This is a genomic window from Pseudomonas neustonica, from assembly GCF_003797945.1.
In the GTDB taxonomy this organism is placed as follows: Bacteria; Pseudomonadota; Gammaproteobacteria; order Pseudomonadales; family Pseudomonadaceae; genus Halopseudomonas; species Halopseudomonas neustonica.
The window spans coordinates 16,815-35,877 of the sequence record NZ_RKKU01000021.1 but is presented as its reverse complement, the minus strand read 5'-3'; the positions used below and the strand labels follow the sequence as shown (position 1 = coordinate 35,877).

Genomic DNA, 19,063 nt, shown 5'->3' with positions numbered 1-19,063 from the left:
CGGTCATTACGCCTGCGGTATAGCGTTGCAGTAGGCGCGGTTGAAGTAGATCAAGCCGTCGCCGCTATCCTGCTGCCGGAGACCAACAATCTCACAGATGAGTATGTCGTGGCTGCCAGCGGCGACTCGATTGATAATGCGGCAATCAAAGTTGATCAGCGCGTCATCGAGCATGGGAGACCCTGTGCACTCGGTGTGCCAGTCAGCGGTCGCAAAACGCTCTTCCATCGACGACTTGCCACCAAACAAGTTTGATAGGGCCTGGTGTTTGGAGGTCAGGGTATTGACGCACAGGTGTCCGTTAGCGCTGAAAATATCGTATACCGATGCACTTCGGTTGAGACACACCAGCAAACTGGGTGGCTCATCAGAAACGCTGCAGACTGCGGTTGCAGTGAAGCCGGCGCGACCGGCGGGCCCATCGGTAGTGACCACGTTGACGGCGGCGGCAAGTACCGACATGGCGTTACGAAATGCGTCGCGGCTAACTTGCATAGGCGCTGTCTCTTGAGTTTGGACTGCCAACATGGCGAACTCCTTCAGGTAAGTATGCAGGTTTTTGAATAGGACAGGCGAGGGAGGCGATCAAATACCTTGCTGCTGTCACCGTAACCCAGATTGATCAACAGGTTCGATTTCCAATGGCTGTCACTGAAAAAGGCCTGGTCCAGCGCATTGGCGTCGAAACCGGACATGGGCCCGGTGTCCAACCCCAGGCTGCGGGCGGCCATGATGAGATAGGCCGCTTGCATGGAGCTGTTGCGGAACGCGGTCTCGTGGATGAGTTCTGGGCTACCGGTAAACCAGCTACGGGCATCGGCATGCGGGAAAAGCTCAGGCAGTGCGTCATAAAAGCGGCTGTCGTAGGCGACGATAACCGTCACAGGCGCGCTCATGGTTTTCTCAAGGTTACCGGATGACAGGCACGGCTTGAGCATCTCCTTGCCCTGACGGGTGCGCACGAAAACGAAGCGCGCAGGACTGCAGTTGGCCGAGGTCGGTCCCATTTTTACCAGGTCGTAAAGTTGTTCAAGCAGGCTGTCGGCTACCGGCAGATCTTGCCAGCCATTGTGGCTGCGGGCTTCGGTGAAAAGTTGCGCGAGCGTATTTTGATCCAGTGATTGCTGCATAGTGCCCTCGTTCAGGCGAATGTCTTGGTGGTATGCGTAACGCTGGCTATGAAATCGCGTAGCGTTGCATTGATGGTGTCTGCGCAGGTGACGCTGGAGGCGTGGCCGCCGTACTCAAACAGCTTCAGCTGCGAATGGGGCAGTGTGTTCTGCAGCTCCTGCGAGCAGGTCCAGGGCACGAGCATGTCGTCACGATTGGCGATCAGTAAGGTCGGCTGCGCAATGCTCATGAGTGCTTCGCCTGGGCCAAACTTCAGTAGCGCGTTGATACGGCGTAACAGATTGGCTTCTGGCGGAAACCCTGCGAGCTGTCGCCTTTCTTCTACTAATAGCTGCTCGATGTGTTCGGCTATCCAGGTGGGCGGGTAAAGAAATAGTGCTTGGGCTTCGACGTAGGCGGCAGGACCCGCGCCAGCGAGTAGCTGTTTACGCACCGAAAAGCAACGAGCGGTATGCGGACTGGCACTGGCCCAGGCATTCATCAGCGTCAGGCTGGCAAGCCCTGGCGCCTTTTGTAGCGCAAGCTCCAGTCCGACCAGGCCGCCCAGCGCATGGCCAATCAGATGGTACTCGCCAATATCATGAGCGCTCAGCAAGCTGACCAGTTCATTAGCCATGCTGCCAATGCTGTAGCCCTCTGGCAAGGTCGCGGGACTTTGTCCGGTGCCCAACTGATCGTAGAGAACCAGACGGAAGTCCTTGCCCAGCTCGTTGAGCTGGGGCGTCCAGAAATGGGCGGCACCGCCGAGCCCCGAGCTGAATACCAGCGTTGGGGCATCGGCTTCCTGGCGGCCATGGAACTCGATATGCATACCAGCGCTCATGCCTTTAGCCGACATGCGCGATGCTGGCGATTTCGATCAGTGCGTCGGGTTTTACCAGACCGCACTGGATGCAGTAGCGCGCTGGTTTTTCGCCCGGAAAGTACTCGGCATACACTGTGTTGACGGCGGCGTAGTCGCTCCAGTCGCGCACCATAATCATATTGAAGGTGACGTCATCCATAGTGCCACCGGCTTCTTCGACGACGCCCTTGATGATTTCCAGCACGTGGCGCGTTTGCGCTGCCGCATCACCCACATGGACTACGTTGTTTTCCTTATCGAAGGGCAGGGTGCCGGACACGTAGAGAATGCCGTCTGCCATTGAGCCAGGAACGAAAGGGGCCAAAGGTTTGCCGGTGCCTGCTGGAAGTACAGTTTTCTTGCTCATGCGGTTGCTCCTTGGTTCTGGGTAGAGGTGGCGAGGGTGGTGCAAAAGTCATCGACAGTGCTAACCCAGCCAAAAAAGGTTTCGATGTTGTAGAGCGAGGCCTGCTGCACGTAATCAGGGCCTGCCTGATGGGTGGCATCGGCCAGCACTACGCCAAAGTATTCGAGGAAAAAGCCGTCACGCAGCGTGGATTCCACGCAGACGTTGGTGGCAATACCGGTAAACACCAGGTTGCGGATGCCGCGGCTACGCAGCAGGCTATCGAAGGCAGTGTTGAAGAAGCCGCTATAGCGTGGTTTGGGTACGACCAGATCGCCAGGCTGTGGTTTCAGCTCATCGACCAGGTCATAGTCCCAGGTGCCCTTGGCCAGTAGCGTACCCATCAGTTCCGGGTTCTTGCGCATGGTCTTCATGGCGTTGGACTTGTGCCAGTTAGGCGAGCCGGGGCCACCTGCTTCGGCGTACTCCGGGTCCCAGCCGTTCTGGAAAAAAATCACCTGTACTCCAGCGGCGCGTGCCGCTTTTATCGCCTTGGCGATGGATTCGATCACCGGGCCAGTGCTGGAAATATCAAATCCAGCCAGATCCAGATAGCCGCCCTTGGTGGAATAGGCGTTCTGCATGTCGACCACGATCAAGGCGCTGTCGTTGGCGTTGATGGCCAGCGATTCCGGACGTGCCGGTAAAATCATGCTGTTGTCGTGGCTATGATTGGGCGCGTAGCCAACTACCGGGCTGCTTGAACTGTTCATCAAGCGCTCTCCAACATGTCGACTACGTGCTTGCGACTCTTCATCAGCGGCTGGATCTTTTGACCGAAGTTTTCGATGCCTTCAACAAAATCATCAAAGGTGAGCATCACGCCGCTGGTGGCCGGTACTTCTGCGATTTCGTCGAGCATTTTGGCGACATTCTCGAAAGAGCCGACCAGGGTGCCCATGTTGATATTGACGGCTGAAGTGGGGTCAGCCATCTGACGAATATTGGTATCGCCCTTGGACTTGGTGTCGGCGGCGCCTTGCTGTCCCAGCCAGGCGACCGCTTCTTCATCAACGCCTTCTTTATAAGAGTCCCAACGGGCACGGGCGGCTTCGTCGGTCTCGTCGGCAATCACCATAAAGAGCGCTACCGAGGAAACGTCGCGGCCGCTCTCGGCGATGGCGTGCTCCAGTCGCTCTGCGGTGGGGGCGAAGGCCTTGGGCGTATTCACACCCTTGCCGAAGCAGAAGTTGTAATCGGCATACTTGGCGGTAAAGGCCATACCAGCTTCACTCTGACCGGCGCAGATAATCTTCATGTCGGCCTGCGGTTTTGGGCTTACTCGGCAATCTTCCATCTGGAAGTGCTCGCCCTTGAAGTCGCTGGTACCGGTGTTCCACAAGTCACGCAGCACGGTGGCATATTCGCTCAGGTATTCGTACCGGTTGGCAAAGAACTCATCGCCGGGCCACAACCCCATTTGTGAGTACTCGGGTTTCTGCCAGCCAGTGACCAGGTTGACCCCAAAACGGCCATGGGAGATGGAGTCGATGGTTGACGCCATGCGCGCAACGATCGCGGGTGGGATAGTCAGAGTAGCGGCGGTGGCGAACAGCTGGATGCGTTCTGTTACTGCAGCCAAGCCAGCCATTAGCGTGAAGGATTCCAGGTTGTGCTCCCAGAATTCAGTCTCGCCGCCAAAGCCGCGCAGTTTGATCATCGAGAGCGCAAACTCGAAGCCATAATGTTCGGCACGCTGGACTATGGTCTTGTTCAAATCGAAGGTCGGCATGTATTGCGGTGCGTTTTTTGAGATCAGCCAGCCGTTATTGCCAATGGGGATGAAGATGCCTACGTTCATTGCTCTGCCCTCAGGGTCTGGTAATAGAGTTGCCTCAGTGCAGGCAGGGTTGCACTGCACTTTGGCTGTACGAAGGCAAAAGCATCAAGCGTGCCATATTCAGGTTTTCTTTATTTATCAATGGCCTGATTGTTTTTATCTAACTATCACGGACCAGTTAGTCCGAATTAGAGCACTTGGTTTGTGCGCCTCGGTCCGAATTGGGGCGTTGAGCAAGGCTTGAGCTATAGGCAGTACAAGAGGGTAGAATGCGGTCAACCAAGGGATGAGGCTGGAACCAGAGTGAGCAAACAGATACCACGGCCAGGTGTGCCTGCGAAGAAGCCAACGGCAAGAAGCCGGGTGCCAAGCGAGGCAACATTAAACAGACGCAAGCGCCTGATGGAGACCAAGCGCAGCGCAATTATGGAAGCCGCGCTGGATATCTTCTCGCGCTATGGGCTGCACGGCACCAGCCTCGACCAGGTAGCCAGCCAGGCCGATGTATCCAAAACCAATCTGCTGTACTACTTCGCATCCAAGGATGACTTGTACATCAATGTATTGCGTCAGTTGATGGAGGTATGGCTGCGTCCCTTGCAGGCTTTTACCGTTGAGCAGGATCCGGTGGAAGCGATTGGTGACTACTTAAAGGTCAAGCTCGAGCTGTCGCGTGATCATCCAGCCGAGTCACGCTTGTTCTGTCTTGAGGTGATTCAAGGGGCGCCATTGCTTCTGGAAGAACTGAGTACATCACTGCGCGATATTGTCGAGTCCAAGGTTGCGGTCATCAATGCCTGGATTGCCGCCGGCAAGCTCGCCCCGATTGAACCTCACCATCTTATCTTTTCGCTTTGGGCAACGACCCAGCACTATGCCGACTTTCGGGTGCAAGTAGAGGCGGTGTCCGGGCGCACGCTCGACGACCCTGCTTTCTTCGCTGAAACGCTGGCCAACCTCAAGCTGCTGGTCCTGCAGGGTATTTGTCCTCGGCCTTGATGCTGCCAGGCATTCCCCATGTTTGCAGTCTTTACCCTCCAGAAGGCGCTAGATAGTGCAAGGTGGTGCGGCCAATAACCTCTGTATACCTGGCATTGCCGCCCCGTTATTGGGCTGTCCGCACAAACCGGGTGCTCTGAATCAGACCAGTTGATCAAAGTTAAGCCTCGGCAAATCTTCAATACCTTGTTATTCAAAGAAAAAGCGTTATTGGCATAGTTGCTGCAATTGTTTTCCTCGTTCGGAAACGGCGGGCGATTTGATTCGTCTGCGGATTCTTCAGTTCGGGTAGCTGGTTGAGCTGGCGCCTGAGTTTTAGTCGGAGGATGCAATCGTATGACGCTTCACTATGTTCCCATCATCGATCTTGGCCCCTATTTCAGCGGAACCGCCGAGGGCAAGGCGGCTGTGGCCAAAGCAGTCAATCAAGCGTGTCGTGATATTGGTTTTCTGGTTATTACTCAGCATCAGATCCCCGCCGAGTTGATTGAGCGCGTCAGCAAATTAACCAGCCAATTCTTCGATTTGCCTATGGATGAAAAACGCAAGGCAAACAGGCCGCGCCCGGATATGGTGCGCGGTTACAGTGCAGTGGCCGAAGAGAGTCTCTCGTACTCCATGGAAGAAGCCGCGCCCGGTGACCTGAAAGAATCCTTTTCGATCGGACCATTGAATGTGCCAGATGAACCTTATTACTCAGAGGAACAGGCGGGTCCGCACTTTGCGCCTAATGTCTGGCCCACGGCGTTGCCCGGATTTGATGCAGCTTACGCGGAGTACTTTGAGGCGATGGGTGATCTGGCCCGAAGCCTGATGCGTATTTTTGCGCTGGCGCTGGCGCTGCCGGAAACCTTCTTCGACGACAAGATCGACAACCACATCAGCATGTTTCGCAGCCTGCGTTATCCGCATCTCAAAGAGGGTATCGAGGACGGCCAATTGCGTGCTGGTGCCCATACCGACTACGGCAGCCTGACCATCGTTAAACCCGACGGTGCCCTCGGCGGACTGCAGGTGTGCAACCGCGAAGGCGAGTGGGTCGATGTGCCCTACGTTGAAGACGGTTTCGTGGTCAATATTGGTGACCTGATGATGCAGTGGACCAACGACCAGTGGATCTCGACCCTGCACCGCGTGGTGAACCCGCCGGAAGACGTAGAAGGCGAGCAGCAGCGGCAGTCGCTGGTGTTCTTCCATCAACCCAACTACGACGTGATGGTTGAGTGTTTGCCGAGCTGTTTGCCAGAAGGCGAGACACCACGCTACGCACCGGTTAGCTCGGGTGATCATCTGCAATCCAAGTTTGTCCGTCAGACGACTTTTGGCGGGAGCAAGGTGGCCTGATATGAGCAAACTTTCTTATGTAAACGTCTTTGCTCGCGATATCGACGCGTTGAGCGGTTTCTATCAGCGCGTGTTCGGCTTCCCGGAAGTCGAGGCTATTCGCTCACCGATTTTTCGCGGTCTTGACGCTGGTACCTGCTGCATCGGTTTTAATGCGCCCGACGCTTATGACCTGCTGCACCTTACCGAGTATGCAGAAACCAGCGGCTGCAAGTTCCTGTTGAATATCGATGTCGACAGCCCCGATGACGTGGACCGAATGGTACCGATCGCCTGCGAGCACGGCGCTACTCTGATCAAGTCGCCCTATACCACTTATTACAACTGGTATCAGGCCGTTCTGATCGACCCGGAAGGTAATGTTTTCCGGATCAACCACATGCTTTAACCCCTGTTTATTCAGATTACCCACCGCAAGAAGGATTTTGGCAATGAAAAAACTGCTCACGGGCACCTTGTGTGCTCTGGCCGCGTGCGGCCTGATGAACTCTGCTTCGGCGGAAGAAGACGGCTTTACCCTCAAGGGGCCGGCGAAAATCGCCATGCTTTATATCAGCCCACGCAATGACGGTGGCTGGACCCAGGCCTTTGATGAAGCGCGCCAACGCCTGGAAACCGATATTGATCAGAAGATTCAGTACGTGGAGAGCGTGCCGGAAACAGCATCAGCCATCAAACCAACAGTTGAACGTCTTATTCAGCGTGGCTCCAACATCATCATCGGCACTGCCTTTGGTTACTCCGATACCTTCAAGGAGTTGGCGGACAAGTATCCCGATGTGGCGTTCCTGAACGGCTCAGGCACAACCAACTCCGACAATCTGGAATCTTTCTACGGTCGTACCTATGAAAGTCAGTACCTGTGCGGTATGGCGGCTGGTGCAGCATCGCCAACGGGCAAGCTGGGTTTTGTCGCGGCCAACCCCTTTGGCCAGGTTAACTGGACCGTGAACGCCTTCGCCATGGGCGCTCAGGAAATGAATCCCGACGCGACCGTTACGGTTATTTACACCGGCGCCTGGAATGATCCGGTCAAGGAACGCGCCGCAGCTACGGCTCTGATTGATCAGGGCGCAGATGTTATTGGCCAGCATGTTGATAGCCCAACGCCGCAAATCGTTGCGCAAGAGCGTGGTGTTTATGGCACCGGCCACCACCGCGATATGAGCGAGTTTGCCCCTGAAGCCACCGTGTGTTCTTCCGTCTGGGTGTGGGATCGCTTTCTGGCTCCCGAGCTGAAGAAAATCATGGCGGGGAACTGGCATCCTGCCGAGAACGGCGCGTTATTGTCGATGGAGCAGGGCGGTACTGACGTTTCCTGCTGTGGCAAGGCCGTTAGCGACGAAGACAAGGCCGAGATCATGGCGGCGCGCGACGAGCTGCTCAAGGGTGAGAAGCTGATTTACGCTGGCCCGATTTCCGACCGTGACGGCAACGTCAAAGCGGCAGAGGGAGAGAGCCTGGATGACGGCCAACTGTGGTCGATGGATTGGTTCGTCAAGGGAGTGGTTACCCAGCAATGAGTCATACGAACGCGATCCAACTCGATGCCGTCAGCAAATCCTTTGACGGCTTCAAGGCCCTTTCCGAGGCATCCTTTACTGCCTGCTGGGGCGAAGTCCATGCCCTGTTGGGTGAGAATGGCGCAGGCAAGTCGTCATTGATGAACATTGCCGCTGGGCTCTATGCACCGGAAACCGGATCGCTGTTCATTGACGACAACCTGGTGCGCCTCAAAGGGCCACTGGATGCAGCAAACCAGGGCATCGGGATGGTGCATCAGCACTTCAAGCTGGTCAAACCCTTCACCGTAGTGGAGAACATACTGCTGGGCTTGCGCACGGAGCAGGCCCTCGGTTACCGCAAACGCTTGCAGCAAACCGCCGAGGACATCAAGGCCATGGCGGCCAAGCTGGGATTCAGCATTGATCCCTTTGCGCGGGTTGATCAGTTATCGGTTGCCGAGCAGCAGCGCGTTGAGATTCTCAAGGTGCTGTTGGCCGGTGCTCGTATTCTGATTCTGGATGAACCTACTGCAGTACTCACCGATGCGGAAGCAGAGAACCTGCTGACCACGGTGACCAATTTTGCTCATCAGGAGGGCGCTGCCGTCATCCTGGTGACGCACAAAATGAATGACGTCATGCGCTACGCCGATCAAGTGACGGTGATGCGCAGCGGTCGCACGGTCGCCAGCCTCAAGCCGCAATCAGTGTCGGTTGGCGAGCTGGTCAAGCTCACCGTGGGCGATGCGCCAACGCCACCGCAGATCCCTGCCAGCCGCGCGGCCGGCGAGGTAAAGCTCGAGGTGAGCGATCTGCGCTCCAGTGATCCTGATTCTCCGGTATTGCGTGGCGTAAACCTGAGTCTGCGCGCCGGTGAGATCTATGGTATCGCCGGTGTCGGCGGTAACGGTCAGAGCGAGTTGGCCAACGCTCTCATGGGGTTACCGGAACCGGTCAGCGGCAGCATGGCGCTGGTTGGCGAGGGTGACCTGAGCGGGCTGAGCGCGGCCCGGCGGCGCGAACTCGGCATCGCCTGTATTCCCGCGGATCGCTACAGCGCGGCGCTGGCGGCGCCGTTATCGATCAGCGACAACTTCGCTATGGGCGAGATTCACAGTGGACGCTACGGCCCTTTCTGGTTCCTGCGTCGCGGCCGCATTGACGCCGATACCGCAGCCGCCGTCAGCGAATTTGATGTGCAGGGCGTACGCTCGCTGCAGCAGAAAGCCGCACTCTTGTCGGGCGGCAATGCGCAGAAGCTGGTGATCGCCCGCGAATTCAACCGGCAACCTCAATTGGTCATTGTGCATAGCCCCAGCCGTGGCCTGGATGTGCGCGCTACGTTGGCGGTGCATGAGCGGCTACGCAGTGCGCGTGATGCAGGTGCTGGGGTGTTGCTGATCAGCGAAGACCTGGATGAAGTAATGGCGCTGGCAGATCGCATTGGTGTGATGTCGGCGGGACGTATTATTGGCGAGTTTGCCCAACCGGCAGACCGCCAGGCGATAGGGCAGGCCATGGTGAACCATGTTTGATGCAACGAACTTTCAACCCTTGCTGGCACGGCGTTATACGCTGGAAGTCCGTCAGCAAATGGCCTGGTACTGGCAGGCTGTGGTCATCGCGCTGGCATTGGTAGTTGGTCTGCTGATATCGGCAGGGATTCTGGTAGCTGCCGGGGTTCCAGCTGGCGAGCTGCTCAACGAGTTTGTGATTCTTACCCTGTTTGATAGCCAGAGCCTGCGGGCGGTGCTGTTTCAGGCGGCGCCGCTGATCATGGTTGGGCTGGCAGGCTGCCTGGCGTTCCGCGCCCGGTTCTGGAACCTGGGGCTTGAAGGGCAGATGATCTGGGGCGCAATTGGCGCCACGGCCATCTCTTTATTCGAGATCGGACCGCCGTCGCTGCGCTTGCCGCTGATGATGGCGTCGGCACTGATTTGCGGCCTGTTGTGGGCGCTCGCGCCAGTGCTGTTGAAGCTGCACCTCAAGGTCAACGAAATTATCTCGACCCTGATGCTCAATTACATCGCCCTGAACTTCCTGCTGCACCTGGTCTACGGCAGCTGGAAAGACCCGCGTGACAACTTCCCCTATTCACCACAGTACCGCGCTTTTGAACGCTTGCCAGAGCTGTTCGACGGGCTGAGCCTGGCCGTGGTTCTGGCCTTGCTGGTGGCCCTCTTTGTACTCTGGTTTACCGGCGTATCGCGGGCAGGTTTGTATCTGCGCTTTGTCGATAACAGCCCCGGTGTGGCGCGCGCCGTGGGTGTGCCGGTCAGCCGAGTGATTCTGGGCACGGTATTGCTGTCAGGCGCCCTGGCTGGGCTTGCCGGATTCATGGTGACGGCGGGGCAAGAGGGCCGCTTAACTCATTCGTTCTACGCAGGTTATGGCTTCTCGGGCATCCTGATCGCCTTTCTGGCGCGCAACCAACCGATTGCGGCTACCGTTGTCGCGTTGCTGGTCGCCACCCTGTTTGTGGCCGGGCGTAGCTTGCAGGTGTTCTATCAGATTCCCTTCTCTATGGTGCAGTTGATACAGGCCATTCTGGTGATCTGTGTCGCGTCATCCGAGTTTTTCATTCGTCACCGTATTCGCCGTATACAGGGAGGGCAGGGCTGATGAATATGATTGCAAGCTGGATTGGCAATATCCCCGACTTCGCCGTGCCCTTCGCGCTGGCGGCATTGGGCTTGATCATTATCGAGCGCACAGGCGTCTTGGCGCTGGGCGCAGAGGGCTTGATGCTGGTGGGCGCCTTGTCAGGTATCGGTGCGTCGCTGATGACCAGTGGCTCTACCTTCTGGGCCTTGATCATCGCCATGATAGCGGCTGCGGTGGTCTCGCAGTTGTTCGCGCTCATGGTACTGGTCATGCGTATCAACCAGGTGATTGCCGGGCTGGCGCTGGTGTTTTTCTGTCAGGGGCTGACCGGGTTGCTGGGTACGCTGATGAACTGGACCAACAAACCGGTACCGGGCCTGCACGCACAGCCATTGTGGCCGCTGTCGGAGTTGCCGGTGGTAGGCAAGCTGTTTATCCAGAATCCGGTGGTCTATTTAACCCCCATCATCTTTCTGTTGGTCGTGCTGGTGCTGAATCGCACGGTGCTGGGTCTGCGCATGCGGGCGGTGGGTGAGAACCCGCAAGCAGCGGATGCCGCCGGTATTCCGGTGTTGGCTTACCGCTGCGCCGCGATTGCCGCTGGCTCGGCGCTGATCGGCCTGGCGGGTGCCTACATCTCGGTGTTAAGCACCAAAATGTGGATCGCCGATATGGTCGGTGGTCGCGGTTGGATCGCCGTGGCGCTGATTATCTTTGCGCGCTGGTCACCCTGGAAGGCATTAGCCGGTGCGGTGCTCTTTGGTTGTATTGAAGCCTTGATTCCTCAGATGGCGGCCTCGGGCATTCGTCTGCCGCAGTATTTCGTCTTTATGACCCCGTATGCGGTCACCCTTGGGGTGATGATCTGGGTGGCTATTGTCAGTCGTGATAACAGCAGCCAGCCGGGCGCCTTGGGCGAGCCCTTTATTCGCGAGGAGCGCCGCTGAGGCGGCATCCGCTACTTACTGAAAACAGGATATTTGCATGCAAGGTGTAGCTTTGATTACGGGCGCAACCTCCGGTTTCGGCGCTGCCAGTGCACGACAGTTGGCGTCGCAGGGCTGGCCACTGATTATTTGCGGCCGCCGTCAGGAACGGTTGGACAAGCTGGCCGCCGAGTTATCGCCCAGCACGCCGGTTCTGGCGTTACAAATGGACGTGCGAGACGCACTGGCGGTATCACGAGCCATCGACGAATTGCCGGCCGCTTTCGCGGATATTCAGCTGCTGGTCAACAATGCCGGTTTGGCGCTAGCGCCGGGCCCGGCTCAGCAGGCGGACTTGAGTGACTGGCATACCATGATCGATACCAATATTACTGGCTTGGTCAATGTTACTCACGCGGTGCTGCCGCGATTGATTGCCTGGGGGGCGGGGGCCAGTGTGATCAATATTGGTTCAACGGCATCCGGCAACCCTTATCCGGGCAGCCATGTTTACGGTGCCAGTAAAGCCTTCGTTCAGCAGTTTTCCTTTAACCTGCGCTGCGACCTGCAAGGTACCGGCGTGCGAGTGACAGACCTGTCGCCGGGCATTGCCGAAACCGAGTTCAGTCTGGTGCGCAACGCGGGTAACGAGAGCGCAGCCGATGCGGTCTACCGCGATACCGTGCCACTGTCAGCGGATGATGTAGCAGAGCAGGTGGCTTATATCGCCGCCTTACCAGCCCACATGAACATCAACCGTCTGGAAATCGTGCCGGTGCGACAAGCCTGGGGGCCTTACGCTATTCACCGCGACGCGGTTGAGCAAGAACAGACCGCATAAGGCATAAATAGCAGACATTAAAAAACCCGGATTAACCGGGTTTTTTCAATTTGGCTCCGCGACCAGGACTCGAACCTGGGACCCAATGATTAACAGTCATTTGCTCTACCAACTGAGCTATCGCGGATCGGACGCTGCGCACTTTATCAAAATAGTGATTAAAGTCAACGTCTTGAAGCCTTATTGTGATGCACTTTAGCGTTGTGATCAGCCCTTGAGCACGGCGGCCATGGCATTGGCTACCGCATCAATGTTGCTGGTATTCAACGCGGCGACGCAGATGCGCCCACTGCCCACGGCGTAGATGCCAAACTCATCAGCCAGGCGAGCAACCTGTTCTTTAGTCAGGCCCGAGTAGGAAAACATGCCGCGCTGATGTTGGATGAAGCTGACATCGGTCTGTACGCCAGCGGCTTGTAGCTTGGCGACCAAGGCGCTGCGCATGTCGCGAATGCGGTCGCGCATCTCTGCCAGCTCTTCTTCCCATAGCTGATATAGCTCAGGTGAATTAAGAACAGCTGCAACGACCTTGGCGCCATGGGTCGGCGGGTTGGAGTAGTTGGTGCGGATCACGCGCTTGAGTTGCGAAAGTACCGGTGCGGTCTCTGTCTGATCGGCGGTCACCAGTGTGAGTGCGCCCACGCGTTCGCCGTAGAGCGAGAACGACTTGGAGAAGGAGCTGGCAACCAGGAACGCCAGACCCGATTCAGCAAACAGGCGTACCGCAAACGCATCATCTTCCAGGTTTTCGCCAAAACCCTGATAGGCGATATCCAGGAACGGCACGTGCTTACGGCGAGAGACTACATCGATCACCTTGGCCCAGTCGGCCAGTCCCAGGTCTACCCCGGTAGGGTTGTGGCAGCAGGCATGCAGTACAACGACGGTACCTTCCGGTAGGGCTTCCAGGCCAGCCAGCATGCCGTCGAGGTCCAGGCCGTGGGTGGCTGGATCGTAGTAGGGGTAGTCGACTACCTCGTAGCCCGCTGCCTCAAACAGTGAGCGGTGGTTTTCCCAGCTTGGGTTGCTGATGGCAACCATGCGCTTGTTGGTCTGACGGTAGAGAAAATCGGCACCCAGCTTCAGCGCGCCAGTGCCGCCGAGGGATTGGGCGGTGATCAGGCGGCCGGACTCCAGTAGCGCAGCGTCACTACCAAACAGCAGCTTCTGCACAGCCAGATCGTAGGAAGCAAGGCCATCGATGGGCAGATAGGCTCGGGCAGCATGTTCGGCAACACGCGCTTCTTCGGCTTGCTGCACGGCGCGCAGTAGCGGCACCTTGCCATTCTCATTGCAGTAAACCCCGACCCCAAGATTGACCTTGTCAGCACGGGTATCAGCGCCAAAGGCTTCATTCAAACCAAGGATGGGATCACGCGGGGCCAGTTCAACCGGGGAAAACACACTCATGATATGGGCTAACTCGATACAGGTGAATGGAAGGTGTCGGGCTATGCCTTGCGCAGACTAGTGAAACGTGGCTGCGTTGCCAAGGCGGCGTTAAAAGTCGCCAAACAATGCGTATTTACACTACGTAAACTTTGCTTGTTCGGCAATTTTTGCCTGGTCTTGGCTGTCTCGCCAGTGCTTTTCAGCAGCAAGCGAGCGGCCGTTCATTATAGAGAAGTGATTGCAGAACTCCAATCGGGTTTCCAAGCGAGGTTGCGAGTTAATCGGCCTGTTAACGTTGCTGCAGGCGGACAGGGCGTCTTGTGCGTTATGATGGGGGTTTGTCGCAGAACCACGGAGTACGTCCGTCGATGACTGAATTCAATCTGCAAACCCGGTTCGAGCCAGCCGGTGATCAACCTACCGCTATCAAGCAGTTGGTGGAGGGGCTCGAGGCAGGGCTTTCACATCAAACGCTACTGGGGGTAACCGGTTCCGGCAAGACCTTCACCATTGCCAATGTTATCCAGCAGATGCAGCGCCCTACAATTATCATGGCGCCTAACAAGACCCTGGCAGCGCAGCTTTATGGTGAATTTCGCGAGTTCTTCCCGCACAACGCGGTTGAGTACTTCGTTTCCTACTACGACTACTACCAGCCTGAAGCCTATGTGCCTTCCTCAGATACCTTTATTGAGAAAGACGCCTCGGTTAATGATCATATCGAGCAGATGCGCTTGTCGGCCACCAAGGCTTTGTTGGAGCGTCCCGACGCCATCATAGTCGCGACCGTCTCGGCGATTTACGGTCTGGGCGATCCCAAATCCTACTTGCGCATGGTGTTGCATGTGGACCGTGGCGATCACCTGGATCAGCGTACCTTGCTGCGTCGGTTGGCCGAGTTGCAGTACACCCGTAACGACATGGAGTTGGCGCGCGCCAACTATCGGGTGCGGGGCGATGTGATTGATGTGTTTCCCGCTGAGTCGGATTTGGAGGCCATCCGCATTGAGCTGTTTGACGATATCGTGGAAACCATCAGTTTCTTTGATCCGTTGACAGGTGAGGTTTTACGTAAGGTTCCGCGCGTAACTGTCTATCCTAAAAGCCATTATGTGACGCCACGTGAGACATTGCTTGAAGCCGTAGAGAAGATCAAGGTCGAGCTGGCTGAGCGCCTTGAGGTGCTCAAGGCGGAGAATAAGCTGGTGGAAATGCAGCGCCTTGAGCAGCGCACGCGCTTTGATCTCGAGATGATCATGGAGCTTGGCTACTGCAACGGCATTGAAAACTACTCGCGCTATTTGTCGGGTAGAGAGCAGGGCGGCGCGCCGCCGACGCTGTTTGACTACTTGCCCGAGAACGCCTTGTTGATCATCGATGAGTCGCACGTGTCGGTGCCGCAGGTCGGCGCTATGTACAAAGGCGATCGCTCGCGCAAGGAAACCCTGGTCAATTATGGTTTTCGCCTGCCGTCGGCACTGGATAACCGTCCTATGCGTTTTGACGAGTGGGAGGCGATATCGCCGCAGGCCATCTTCGTGTCTGCTACGCCTGGGCCCTACGAGGCAGATCATGCGGGTCGCGTGGTCGAGCAGGTGGTGCGCCCCACGGGCCTGGTTGATCCAGTGATTGAGGTTCGGCCGGCAACCACTCAGGTCGACGACCTGCTGTCTGAGATCAGTCTGCGGGTAGAGCAGGGTGACCGGGTATTGGTTACGGTGCTGACCAAGCGCATGGCCGAGGATCTGACCGATTACATGGCTGATCACGGCGTCCGAGTACGTTACCTGCATTCCGATATCGATACGGTGGAGCGGGTAGAGATCATTCGCGACCTCAGGATTGGTACTTTTGATGTGTTGGTTGGCATTAACTTGTTGCGTGAAGGTCTTGATATGCCTGAGGTTTCTCTCGTGGCAATTCTGGATGCTGATAAAGAGGGCTTTTTGCGTTCTGAGCGCTCATTGATTCAGACCATCGGTCGCGCTGCGCGTAACCTGAACGGCAAGGCCATCCTTTATGCTGATCGCATGACGGGCTCAATGGAGCGAGCTATTGGCGAAACCGATCGCCGCCGCGAAAAGCAGATCGCCTTTAATAAGGAACATGGCATCACGCCCAGGGGTGTAACCAAGAGTGTTGCGGATATCCTTGAAGGTGCTGTGGTGCCCGGTAGTCGATCGAATCGTCGCAAAAAGCTGAAAGCGGCTGAAGACGCTGCCGACTACAAAGCCAGTGAGTTGCGCACGCCGGCGGAGATTGGCAAGCGGATCAAGCACCTGGAAGAGAAGATGTATCAATATGCCCGCGATCTAGAATTCGAGTCTGCAGGCCAATTGCGGGATGAGATTCAGCAGCTACGTGATCAGCTGGTCCGGTTGGGTTGAGCCAAACGGTTAGAAAGAGAAGTAGGCGGCTGAAGGGTTAAGTGCGGTAACTTGATTGTTTATTGTACAAAGTCGGGTTTAATCGTATTTTTCAGTCACTTATGCTTGACAGGGTTCCGGTTGCTGCGTAAAGTTCGCGGCCATTGCAGGCACGTAGCTCAGTTGGTTAGAGCACCACCTTGACATGGTGGGGGTCGTTGGTTCGAATCCAATCGTGCCTACCAAATTTAAACCCGGTCCTTGTGACCGGGTTTTTTGTTTTTACGCCGTTTGGAGCGCTTCTGCAGTAGCCTGATGAGGGCTGCCGACGATCGTGAGTCGGTACGAACTGTAGCGAGCAGTCCGAATGGATTTTTCATCATGTGGCCTTGCGTAGGGGTCACCACTGAGCAGGAGCGACACATGCCCATTATTACCCTCCCTGACGGCAGTCAGCGTCCCTTTGATCACTCTGTTTCCGTTGCTGATGTAGCCCAATCTATTGGTGCTGGTCTGGCCAAAGCCACCATTGCCGGCAAAGTTGACGGCAGACTGGTTGATGCTTGTGATCTGATCGAGCAAGACGCAACGTTGCAGATCATTACCGCAAAGGATGAAGAGGGGTTGGAAATAATCCGCCACTCCTGCGCGCACCTGATCGGTCATGCCGTCAAGCAGCTGTACCCGACCGCCAAGATGGTGATTGGTCCGGTAATCGATGAAGGCTTCTATTACGACATTGCCTACGAGCGTCCCTTTACGCCCGAAGACATGGCGGCCATTGAAGCGCGCATGCGCGAACTGATCGCGACTGATTACGACGTAATCAAGAAAGTGACTCCACGTGACGATGTGATCAAGGTGTTCGCAGAGCGTGGCGAAGAGTACAAGCTGCGGCTGGTCGAAGACATGCCCGATGAAAAAGCCATGGGCCTGTACTACCACGAAGAATATGTCGACATGTGCCGTGGTCCGCACGTGCCGAACACTCGTTTCCTGAAGGCGTTCAAGCTGACGCGTATTTCCGGCGCCTACTGGCGCGGCGATGCCAAGAACGAGCAGTTGCAGCGCATCTATGGCACTGCCTGGGCAGATAAGAAACAACTGGCTGCTTATATTCAGCGCATGGAAGAGGCCGAGAAGCGTGACCATCGCAAGATCGGTAAGCGTCTTGATCTGTTTCACATGCAGGAAGAAGCGCCGGGCATGGTGTTCTGGCACCCACACGGCTGGTCTGTCTATCAGGTGCTTGAGCAATACATGCGCCAGGTTCAGCGCGATGGCGGCTATAAAGAGATCAAGACACCACAGGTAGTCGACCGCGTGTTGTGGGAGCGCTCAGGTCACTGGGAGCACTATTCCGAAGCGATGTTTACCACGCATTCGGAAAGCCGCGACTACGCCATCAAGCCAATGAACTGCCCCTGTCATATTCAGGTGTTCAACCAGGGCTTGAAGAGCTACCGCGAATTGCCGCTGCGCCTTGCGGAATTTGGCTCTTGTCACCGTAATGAGCCTTCCGGTTCGCTTCACGGTTTGATGCGTGTACGTGGGTTTACCCAGGATGACGCGCACATCTTCTGTACCGATGAGCAGGTCAAGAAGGAAGCGGCTGAGTTTATTGCGCTTACTTTGCAGGTTTATAAGGACTTCGGCTTCGATGATGTCGAGCTGAAGCTGTCCACTCGTCCGGAAAGTCGCGTTGGCGACGACGCACTCTGGGATCAGGCCGAGCAGGGGCTCGAAGCCGCTCTTAATGAGGCTGGCCTGGATTGGGAGCTGCAGCCGGGCGAGGGCGCCTTTTATGGACCGAAGATCGAATTCTCCCTGCGCGACTGCATTGGCCGGGTATGGCAATGTGGCACTCTGCAGTTGGACTTTATGCTGCCGGGCCGCCTTGGCGCGCAGTACGTAGCAGAAGACGGCGCACGCAAAACGCCGGTCATGCTGCACCGCGCAATTTTAGGATCATTTGAACGATTCATCGGAATTCTGATCGAACATTACGCCGGCGACTTCCCGGCTTGGTTGGCGCCTACCCAGGCGGCAGTCCTCAATATCACCGATAATCAGGCGGAATATTGTGCAAAAGTAGAGAAAACCCTAAATGAAATGGGTTATCGCGCTGTTGCGGACTTGAGAAACGAGAAGATCGGCTTTAAAATCCGTGAGCATACTTTGCAAAAGACCCCCTATCTCCTGGTAATTGGTGATAGAGAAGTTGAATCGCACACAGTGGCCGTGCGTACGCGGGAGGGTAAAGATCTGGGTTCAATGACTGTAACCGAGTTTTCTGAATTCCTGTCCCGCTCAGTATCATTAAGAGGCCGCCCGAATTCGGAGTTATAACGATTAAACGCGAGATGAGACAAGACAAAAGAGCCGCACAACGCCCGCCGATCAATGAAAATATCACGGCGCGCGAAGTGCGCCTGATTGGCGCCGATGGTGAACAAATCGGTATCGTGTCCATTCAGGAAGCATTGGCTAACGCTGAGGAGGCCAAGCTAGACCTGGTTGAAATCTCCCCTGATGCAGAGCCGCCGGTATGTCGCGTTATGGACTACGGCAAGAGTATCTTCGAAAAGAAGAAACAGCAGGCTGCTGCTCGGAAGAATCAAAAACAGATTCAAGTTAAAGAAATCAAGTTTCGTCCAGGGACGGAAGATGGAGACTATAAGGTCAAGCTTCGCAACCTTATTCGTTTCTTGTCTGACGGGGACAAGGCCAAGGTATCCTTGCGATTCCGTGGCCGCGAGATGGCACATCAGGAGCTGGGGATGGAGTTGTTGAAACGGGTCGAAGCTGACCTGCTTGAATACGGCACTGTCGAACAGCACCCGAAAATGGAAGGTCGTCAGCTGATGATGGTCCTCGCCCCCAAAAAGAAAAAGTAATCTCCAGGGCAACGCCAGGCCTTGCGAT

The 19,063-nt window shown here is 56.3% G+C and carries 18 protein-coding genes and 2 tRNA genes; 12 read left to right on the top strand and 8 right to left on the bottom strand.

Annotated elements, in window-relative coordinates; all coding sequences use genetic code 11:
- Window positions 1-6 precede the first annotated feature (6 nt).
- Genes rutF through rutA form a run of 6 tightly spaced genes read right to left on the bottom strand, consistent with a single transcriptional unit; the run spans window position 7 to window position 4,182 of the window.
- The gene (rutF, locus tag EF096_RS14770; protein ID WP_123890567.1) at window positions 7-528 is read right to left on the bottom strand and encodes an NADH-dependent FMN reductase RutF; all 522 of its coding nucleotides are present in this window, start codon (window positions 526-528) and stop codon (window positions 7-9) included.
- Window positions 529-539: 11 nt separating this feature from the next.
- Window positions 540-1,130, bottom strand: a complete 591-nt coding sequence (locus tag EF096_RS14765; RefSeq protein WP_123890566.1) for a malonic semialdehyde reductase — start codon at window positions 1,128-1,130, stop codon at window positions 540-542.
- 11 nt (window positions 1,131-1,141) lie between these two features.
- Window positions 1,142-1,942: a pyrimidine utilization protein D gene (rutD, locus tag EF096_RS14760; protein WP_123890604.1), complete on the bottom strand. Its 801-nt coding sequence runs from the start codon at window positions 1,940-1,942 to the stop codon at window positions 1,142-1,144.
- A gap of 16 nt (window positions 1,943-1,958) precedes the next feature.
- On the bottom strand, window positions 1,959-2,342 hold the full coding sequence (rutC, locus tag EF096_RS14755) for a pyrimidine utilization protein C (protein WP_123890565.1): 384 nt from the start codon (window positions 2,340-2,342) through the stop codon (window positions 1,959-1,961).
- Window positions 2,339-3,034: a pyrimidine utilization protein B gene (rutB, locus tag EF096_RS14750; protein WP_235869754.1), complete on the bottom strand. Its 696-nt coding sequence runs from the start codon at window positions 3,032-3,034 to the stop codon at window positions 2,339-2,341. The genes rutC and rutB overlap by 4 nt, the downstream gene beginning before the upstream one ends.
- 59 nt (window positions 3,035-3,093) lie before the next feature.
- Window positions 3,094-4,182, bottom strand: coding sequence for a pyrimidine utilization protein A (gene rutA / locus EF096_RS14745; RefSeq protein ID WP_123890563.1), 1,089 nt, complete (start codon window positions 4,180-4,182; stop codon window positions 3,094-3,096).
- Between the two features lie 282 nt (window positions 4,183-4,464).
- Between rutA and rutR the strand changes: the two genes are divergently transcribed.
- From rutR to EF096_RS14705, 8 genes are all read left to right on the top strand, one after another.
- The gene (gene rutR / locus EF096_RS14740) at window positions 4,465-5,160 is read left to right on the top strand and encodes an HTH-type transcriptional regulator RutR (protein ID WP_372237890.1); all 696 of its coding nucleotides are present in this window, start codon (window positions 4,465-4,467) and stop codon (window positions 5,158-5,160) included.
- A gap of 336 nt (window positions 5,161-5,496) precedes the next feature.
- Complete coding sequence (locus EF096_RS14735; protein ID WP_123890562.1) at window positions 5,497-6,504, top strand: isopenicillin N synthase family dioxygenase; 1,008 nt, start codon at window positions 5,497-5,499, stop codon at window positions 6,502-6,504.
- Window position 6,505: 1 nt separating this feature from the next.
- Window positions 6,506-6,892 (top strand): VOC family protein, encoded by a 387-nt coding sequence (locus tag EF096_RS14730; protein WP_123890561.1) that lies wholly within the window; start codon window positions 6,506-6,508, stop codon window positions 6,890-6,892.
- 43 nt (window positions 6,893-6,935) lie between these two features.
- A complete protein-coding gene (locus tag EF096_RS14725; protein ID WP_123890560.1) occupies window positions 6,936-8,027 on the top strand; it encodes a BMP family ABC transporter substrate-binding protein in 1,092 nt (363 codons plus the stop codon).
- Window positions 8,024-9,544: an ABC transporter ATP-binding protein gene (locus EF096_RS14720; protein WP_123890559.1), complete on the top strand. Its 1,521-nt coding sequence runs from the start codon at window positions 8,024-8,026 to the stop codon at window positions 9,542-9,544. The genes EF096_RS14725 and EF096_RS14720 overlap by 4 nt, the downstream gene beginning before the upstream one ends.
- Window positions 9,537-10,631 (top strand): ABC transporter permease, encoded by a 1,095-nt coding sequence (locus EF096_RS14715; protein ID WP_123890558.1) that lies wholly within the window; start codon window positions 9,537-9,539, stop codon window positions 10,629-10,631. The genes EF096_RS14720 and EF096_RS14715 overlap by 8 nt, the downstream gene beginning before the upstream one ends.
- Window positions 10,631-11,560 carry an ABC transporter permease gene (locus tag EF096_RS14710; protein ID WP_123890557.1) on the top strand — a complete coding sequence of 310 codons (930 nt, stop codon included), beginning with the start codon at window positions 10,631-10,633 and terminating at the stop codon, window positions 11,558-11,560. Before EF096_RS14715 ends, EF096_RS14710 begins: the two co-directional genes overlap by 1 nt.
- A gap of 37 nt (window positions 11,561-11,597) precedes the next feature.
- A complete protein-coding gene (locus tag EF096_RS14705; RefSeq protein WP_123890556.1) occupies window positions 11,598-12,380 on the top strand; it encodes an SDR family NAD(P)-dependent oxidoreductase in 783 nt (260 codons plus the stop codon).
- A 51-nt stretch (window positions 12,381-12,431) separates the two neighbouring features.
- On the opposite strand, the gene EF096_RS14700 is transcribed toward EF096_RS14705, so the two are convergent.
- Window positions 12,432-12,507, bottom strand: a tRNA-Asn gene (locus EF096_RS14700).
- 80 nt (window positions 12,508-12,587) lie between these two features.
- Window positions 12,588-13,790 (bottom strand): amino acid aminotransferase, encoded by a 1,203-nt coding sequence (locus EF096_RS14695; RefSeq protein WP_123890555.1) that lies wholly within the window; start codon window positions 13,788-13,790, stop codon window positions 12,588-12,590.
- 350 nt (window positions 13,791-14,140) lie between these two features.
- Here EF096_RS14695 and uvrB point away from each other — a divergent pair, with 350 nt between their 5' ends.
- The 4 genes from uvrB (at window position 14,141) to infC (ending at window position 19,035) form a co-directional block, all read left to right on the top strand.
- Window positions 14,141-16,159 (top strand): excinuclease ABC subunit UvrB, encoded by a 2,019-nt coding sequence (gene uvrB, locus EF096_RS14690; RefSeq protein WP_123890554.1) that lies wholly within the window; start codon window positions 14,141-14,143, stop codon window positions 16,157-16,159.
- A 147-nt stretch (window positions 16,160-16,306) separates the two neighbouring features.
- Window positions 16,307-16,383 (top strand) — tRNA-Val (locus EF096_RS14685).
- 178 nt (window positions 16,384-16,561) lie between these two features.
- Window positions 16,562-18,487, top strand: a complete 1,926-nt coding sequence (gene thrS / locus EF096_RS14680) for a threonine--tRNA ligase (RefSeq protein WP_123890553.1) — start codon at window positions 16,562-16,564, stop codon at window positions 18,485-18,487.
- Window positions 18,484-19,035, top strand: coding sequence for a translation initiation factor IF-3 (infC, locus tag EF096_RS14675; RefSeq protein WP_177412355.1), 552 nt, complete (start codon window positions 18,484-18,486; stop codon window positions 19,033-19,035). The genes thrS and infC overlap by 4 nt, the downstream gene beginning before the upstream one ends.
- Window positions 19,036-19,063: the final 28 nt, after the last annotated feature.

What these genes read in the sequence shown, in the direction of transcription:
- rutA (WP_123890563.1), bottom strand. Translation starts at nt 4,182, where the DNA reads ATGAACGTAGGCATCTTCATCCCCATTGGCAATAACGGCTGGCTGATC.
- rutD (WP_123890604.1), bottom strand. Translation starts at nt 1,942, where the DNA reads ATGCATATCGAGTTCCATGGCCGCCAGGAAGCCGATGCCCCAACGCTG.
- rutC (WP_123890565.1), bottom strand. Translation starts at nt 2,342, where the DNA reads ATGAGCAAGAAAACTGTACTTCCAGCAGGCACCGGCAAACCTTTGGCC.
- EF096_RS14730 (WP_123890561.1), top strand. Translation starts at nt 6,506, where the DNA reads ATGAGCAAACTTTCTTATGTAAACGTCTTTGCTCGCGATATCGACGCG.
- EF096_RS14705 (WP_123890556.1), top strand. Translation starts at nt 11,598, where the DNA reads ATGCAAGGTGTAGCTTTGATTACGGGCGCAACCTCCGGTTTCGGCGCT.
- EF096_RS14715 (WP_123890558.1), top strand. Translation starts at nt 9,537, where the DNA reads ATGTTTGATGCAACGAACTTTCAACCCTTGCTGGCACGGCGTTATACG.
- EF096_RS14765 (WP_123890566.1), bottom strand. Translation starts at nt 1,130, where the DNA reads ATGCAGCAATCACTGGATCAAAATACGCTCGCGCAACTTTTCACCGAA.
- EF096_RS14695 (WP_123890555.1), bottom strand. Translation starts at nt 13,790, where the DNA reads ATGAGTGTGTTTTCCCCGGTTGAACTGGCCCCGCGTGATCCCATCCTT.
- rutB (WP_235869754.1), bottom strand. Translation starts at nt 3,034, where the DNA reads ATGATTTTACCGGCACGTCCGGAATCGCTGGCCATCAACGCCAACGAC.
- EF096_RS14720 (WP_123890559.1), top strand. Translation starts at nt 8,024, where the DNA reads ATGAGTCATACGAACGCGATCCAACTCGATGCCGTCAGCAAATCCTTT.
- EF096_RS14725 (WP_123890560.1), top strand. Translation starts at nt 6,936, where the DNA reads ATGAAAAAACTGCTCACGGGCACCTTGTGTGCTCTGGCCGCGTGCGGC.
- thrS (WP_123890553.1), top strand. Translation starts at nt 16,562, where the DNA reads ATGCCCATTATTACCCTCCCTGACGGCAGTCAGCGTCCCTTTGATCAC.
- rutF (WP_123890567.1), bottom strand. Translation starts at nt 528, where the DNA reads ATGTTGGCAGTCCAAACTCAAGAGACAGCGCCTATGCAAGTTAGCCGC.
- uvrB (WP_123890554.1), top strand. Translation starts at nt 14,141, where the DNA reads ATGACTGAATTCAATCTGCAAACCCGGTTCGAGCCAGCCGGTGATCAA.
- EF096_RS14735 (WP_123890562.1), top strand. Translation starts at nt 5,497, where the DNA reads ATGACGCTTCACTATGTTCCCATCATCGATCTTGGCCCCTATTTCAGC.
- EF096_RS14710 (WP_123890557.1), top strand. Translation starts at nt 10,631, where the DNA reads ATGAATATGATTGCAAGCTGGATTGGCAATATCCCCGACTTCGCCGTG.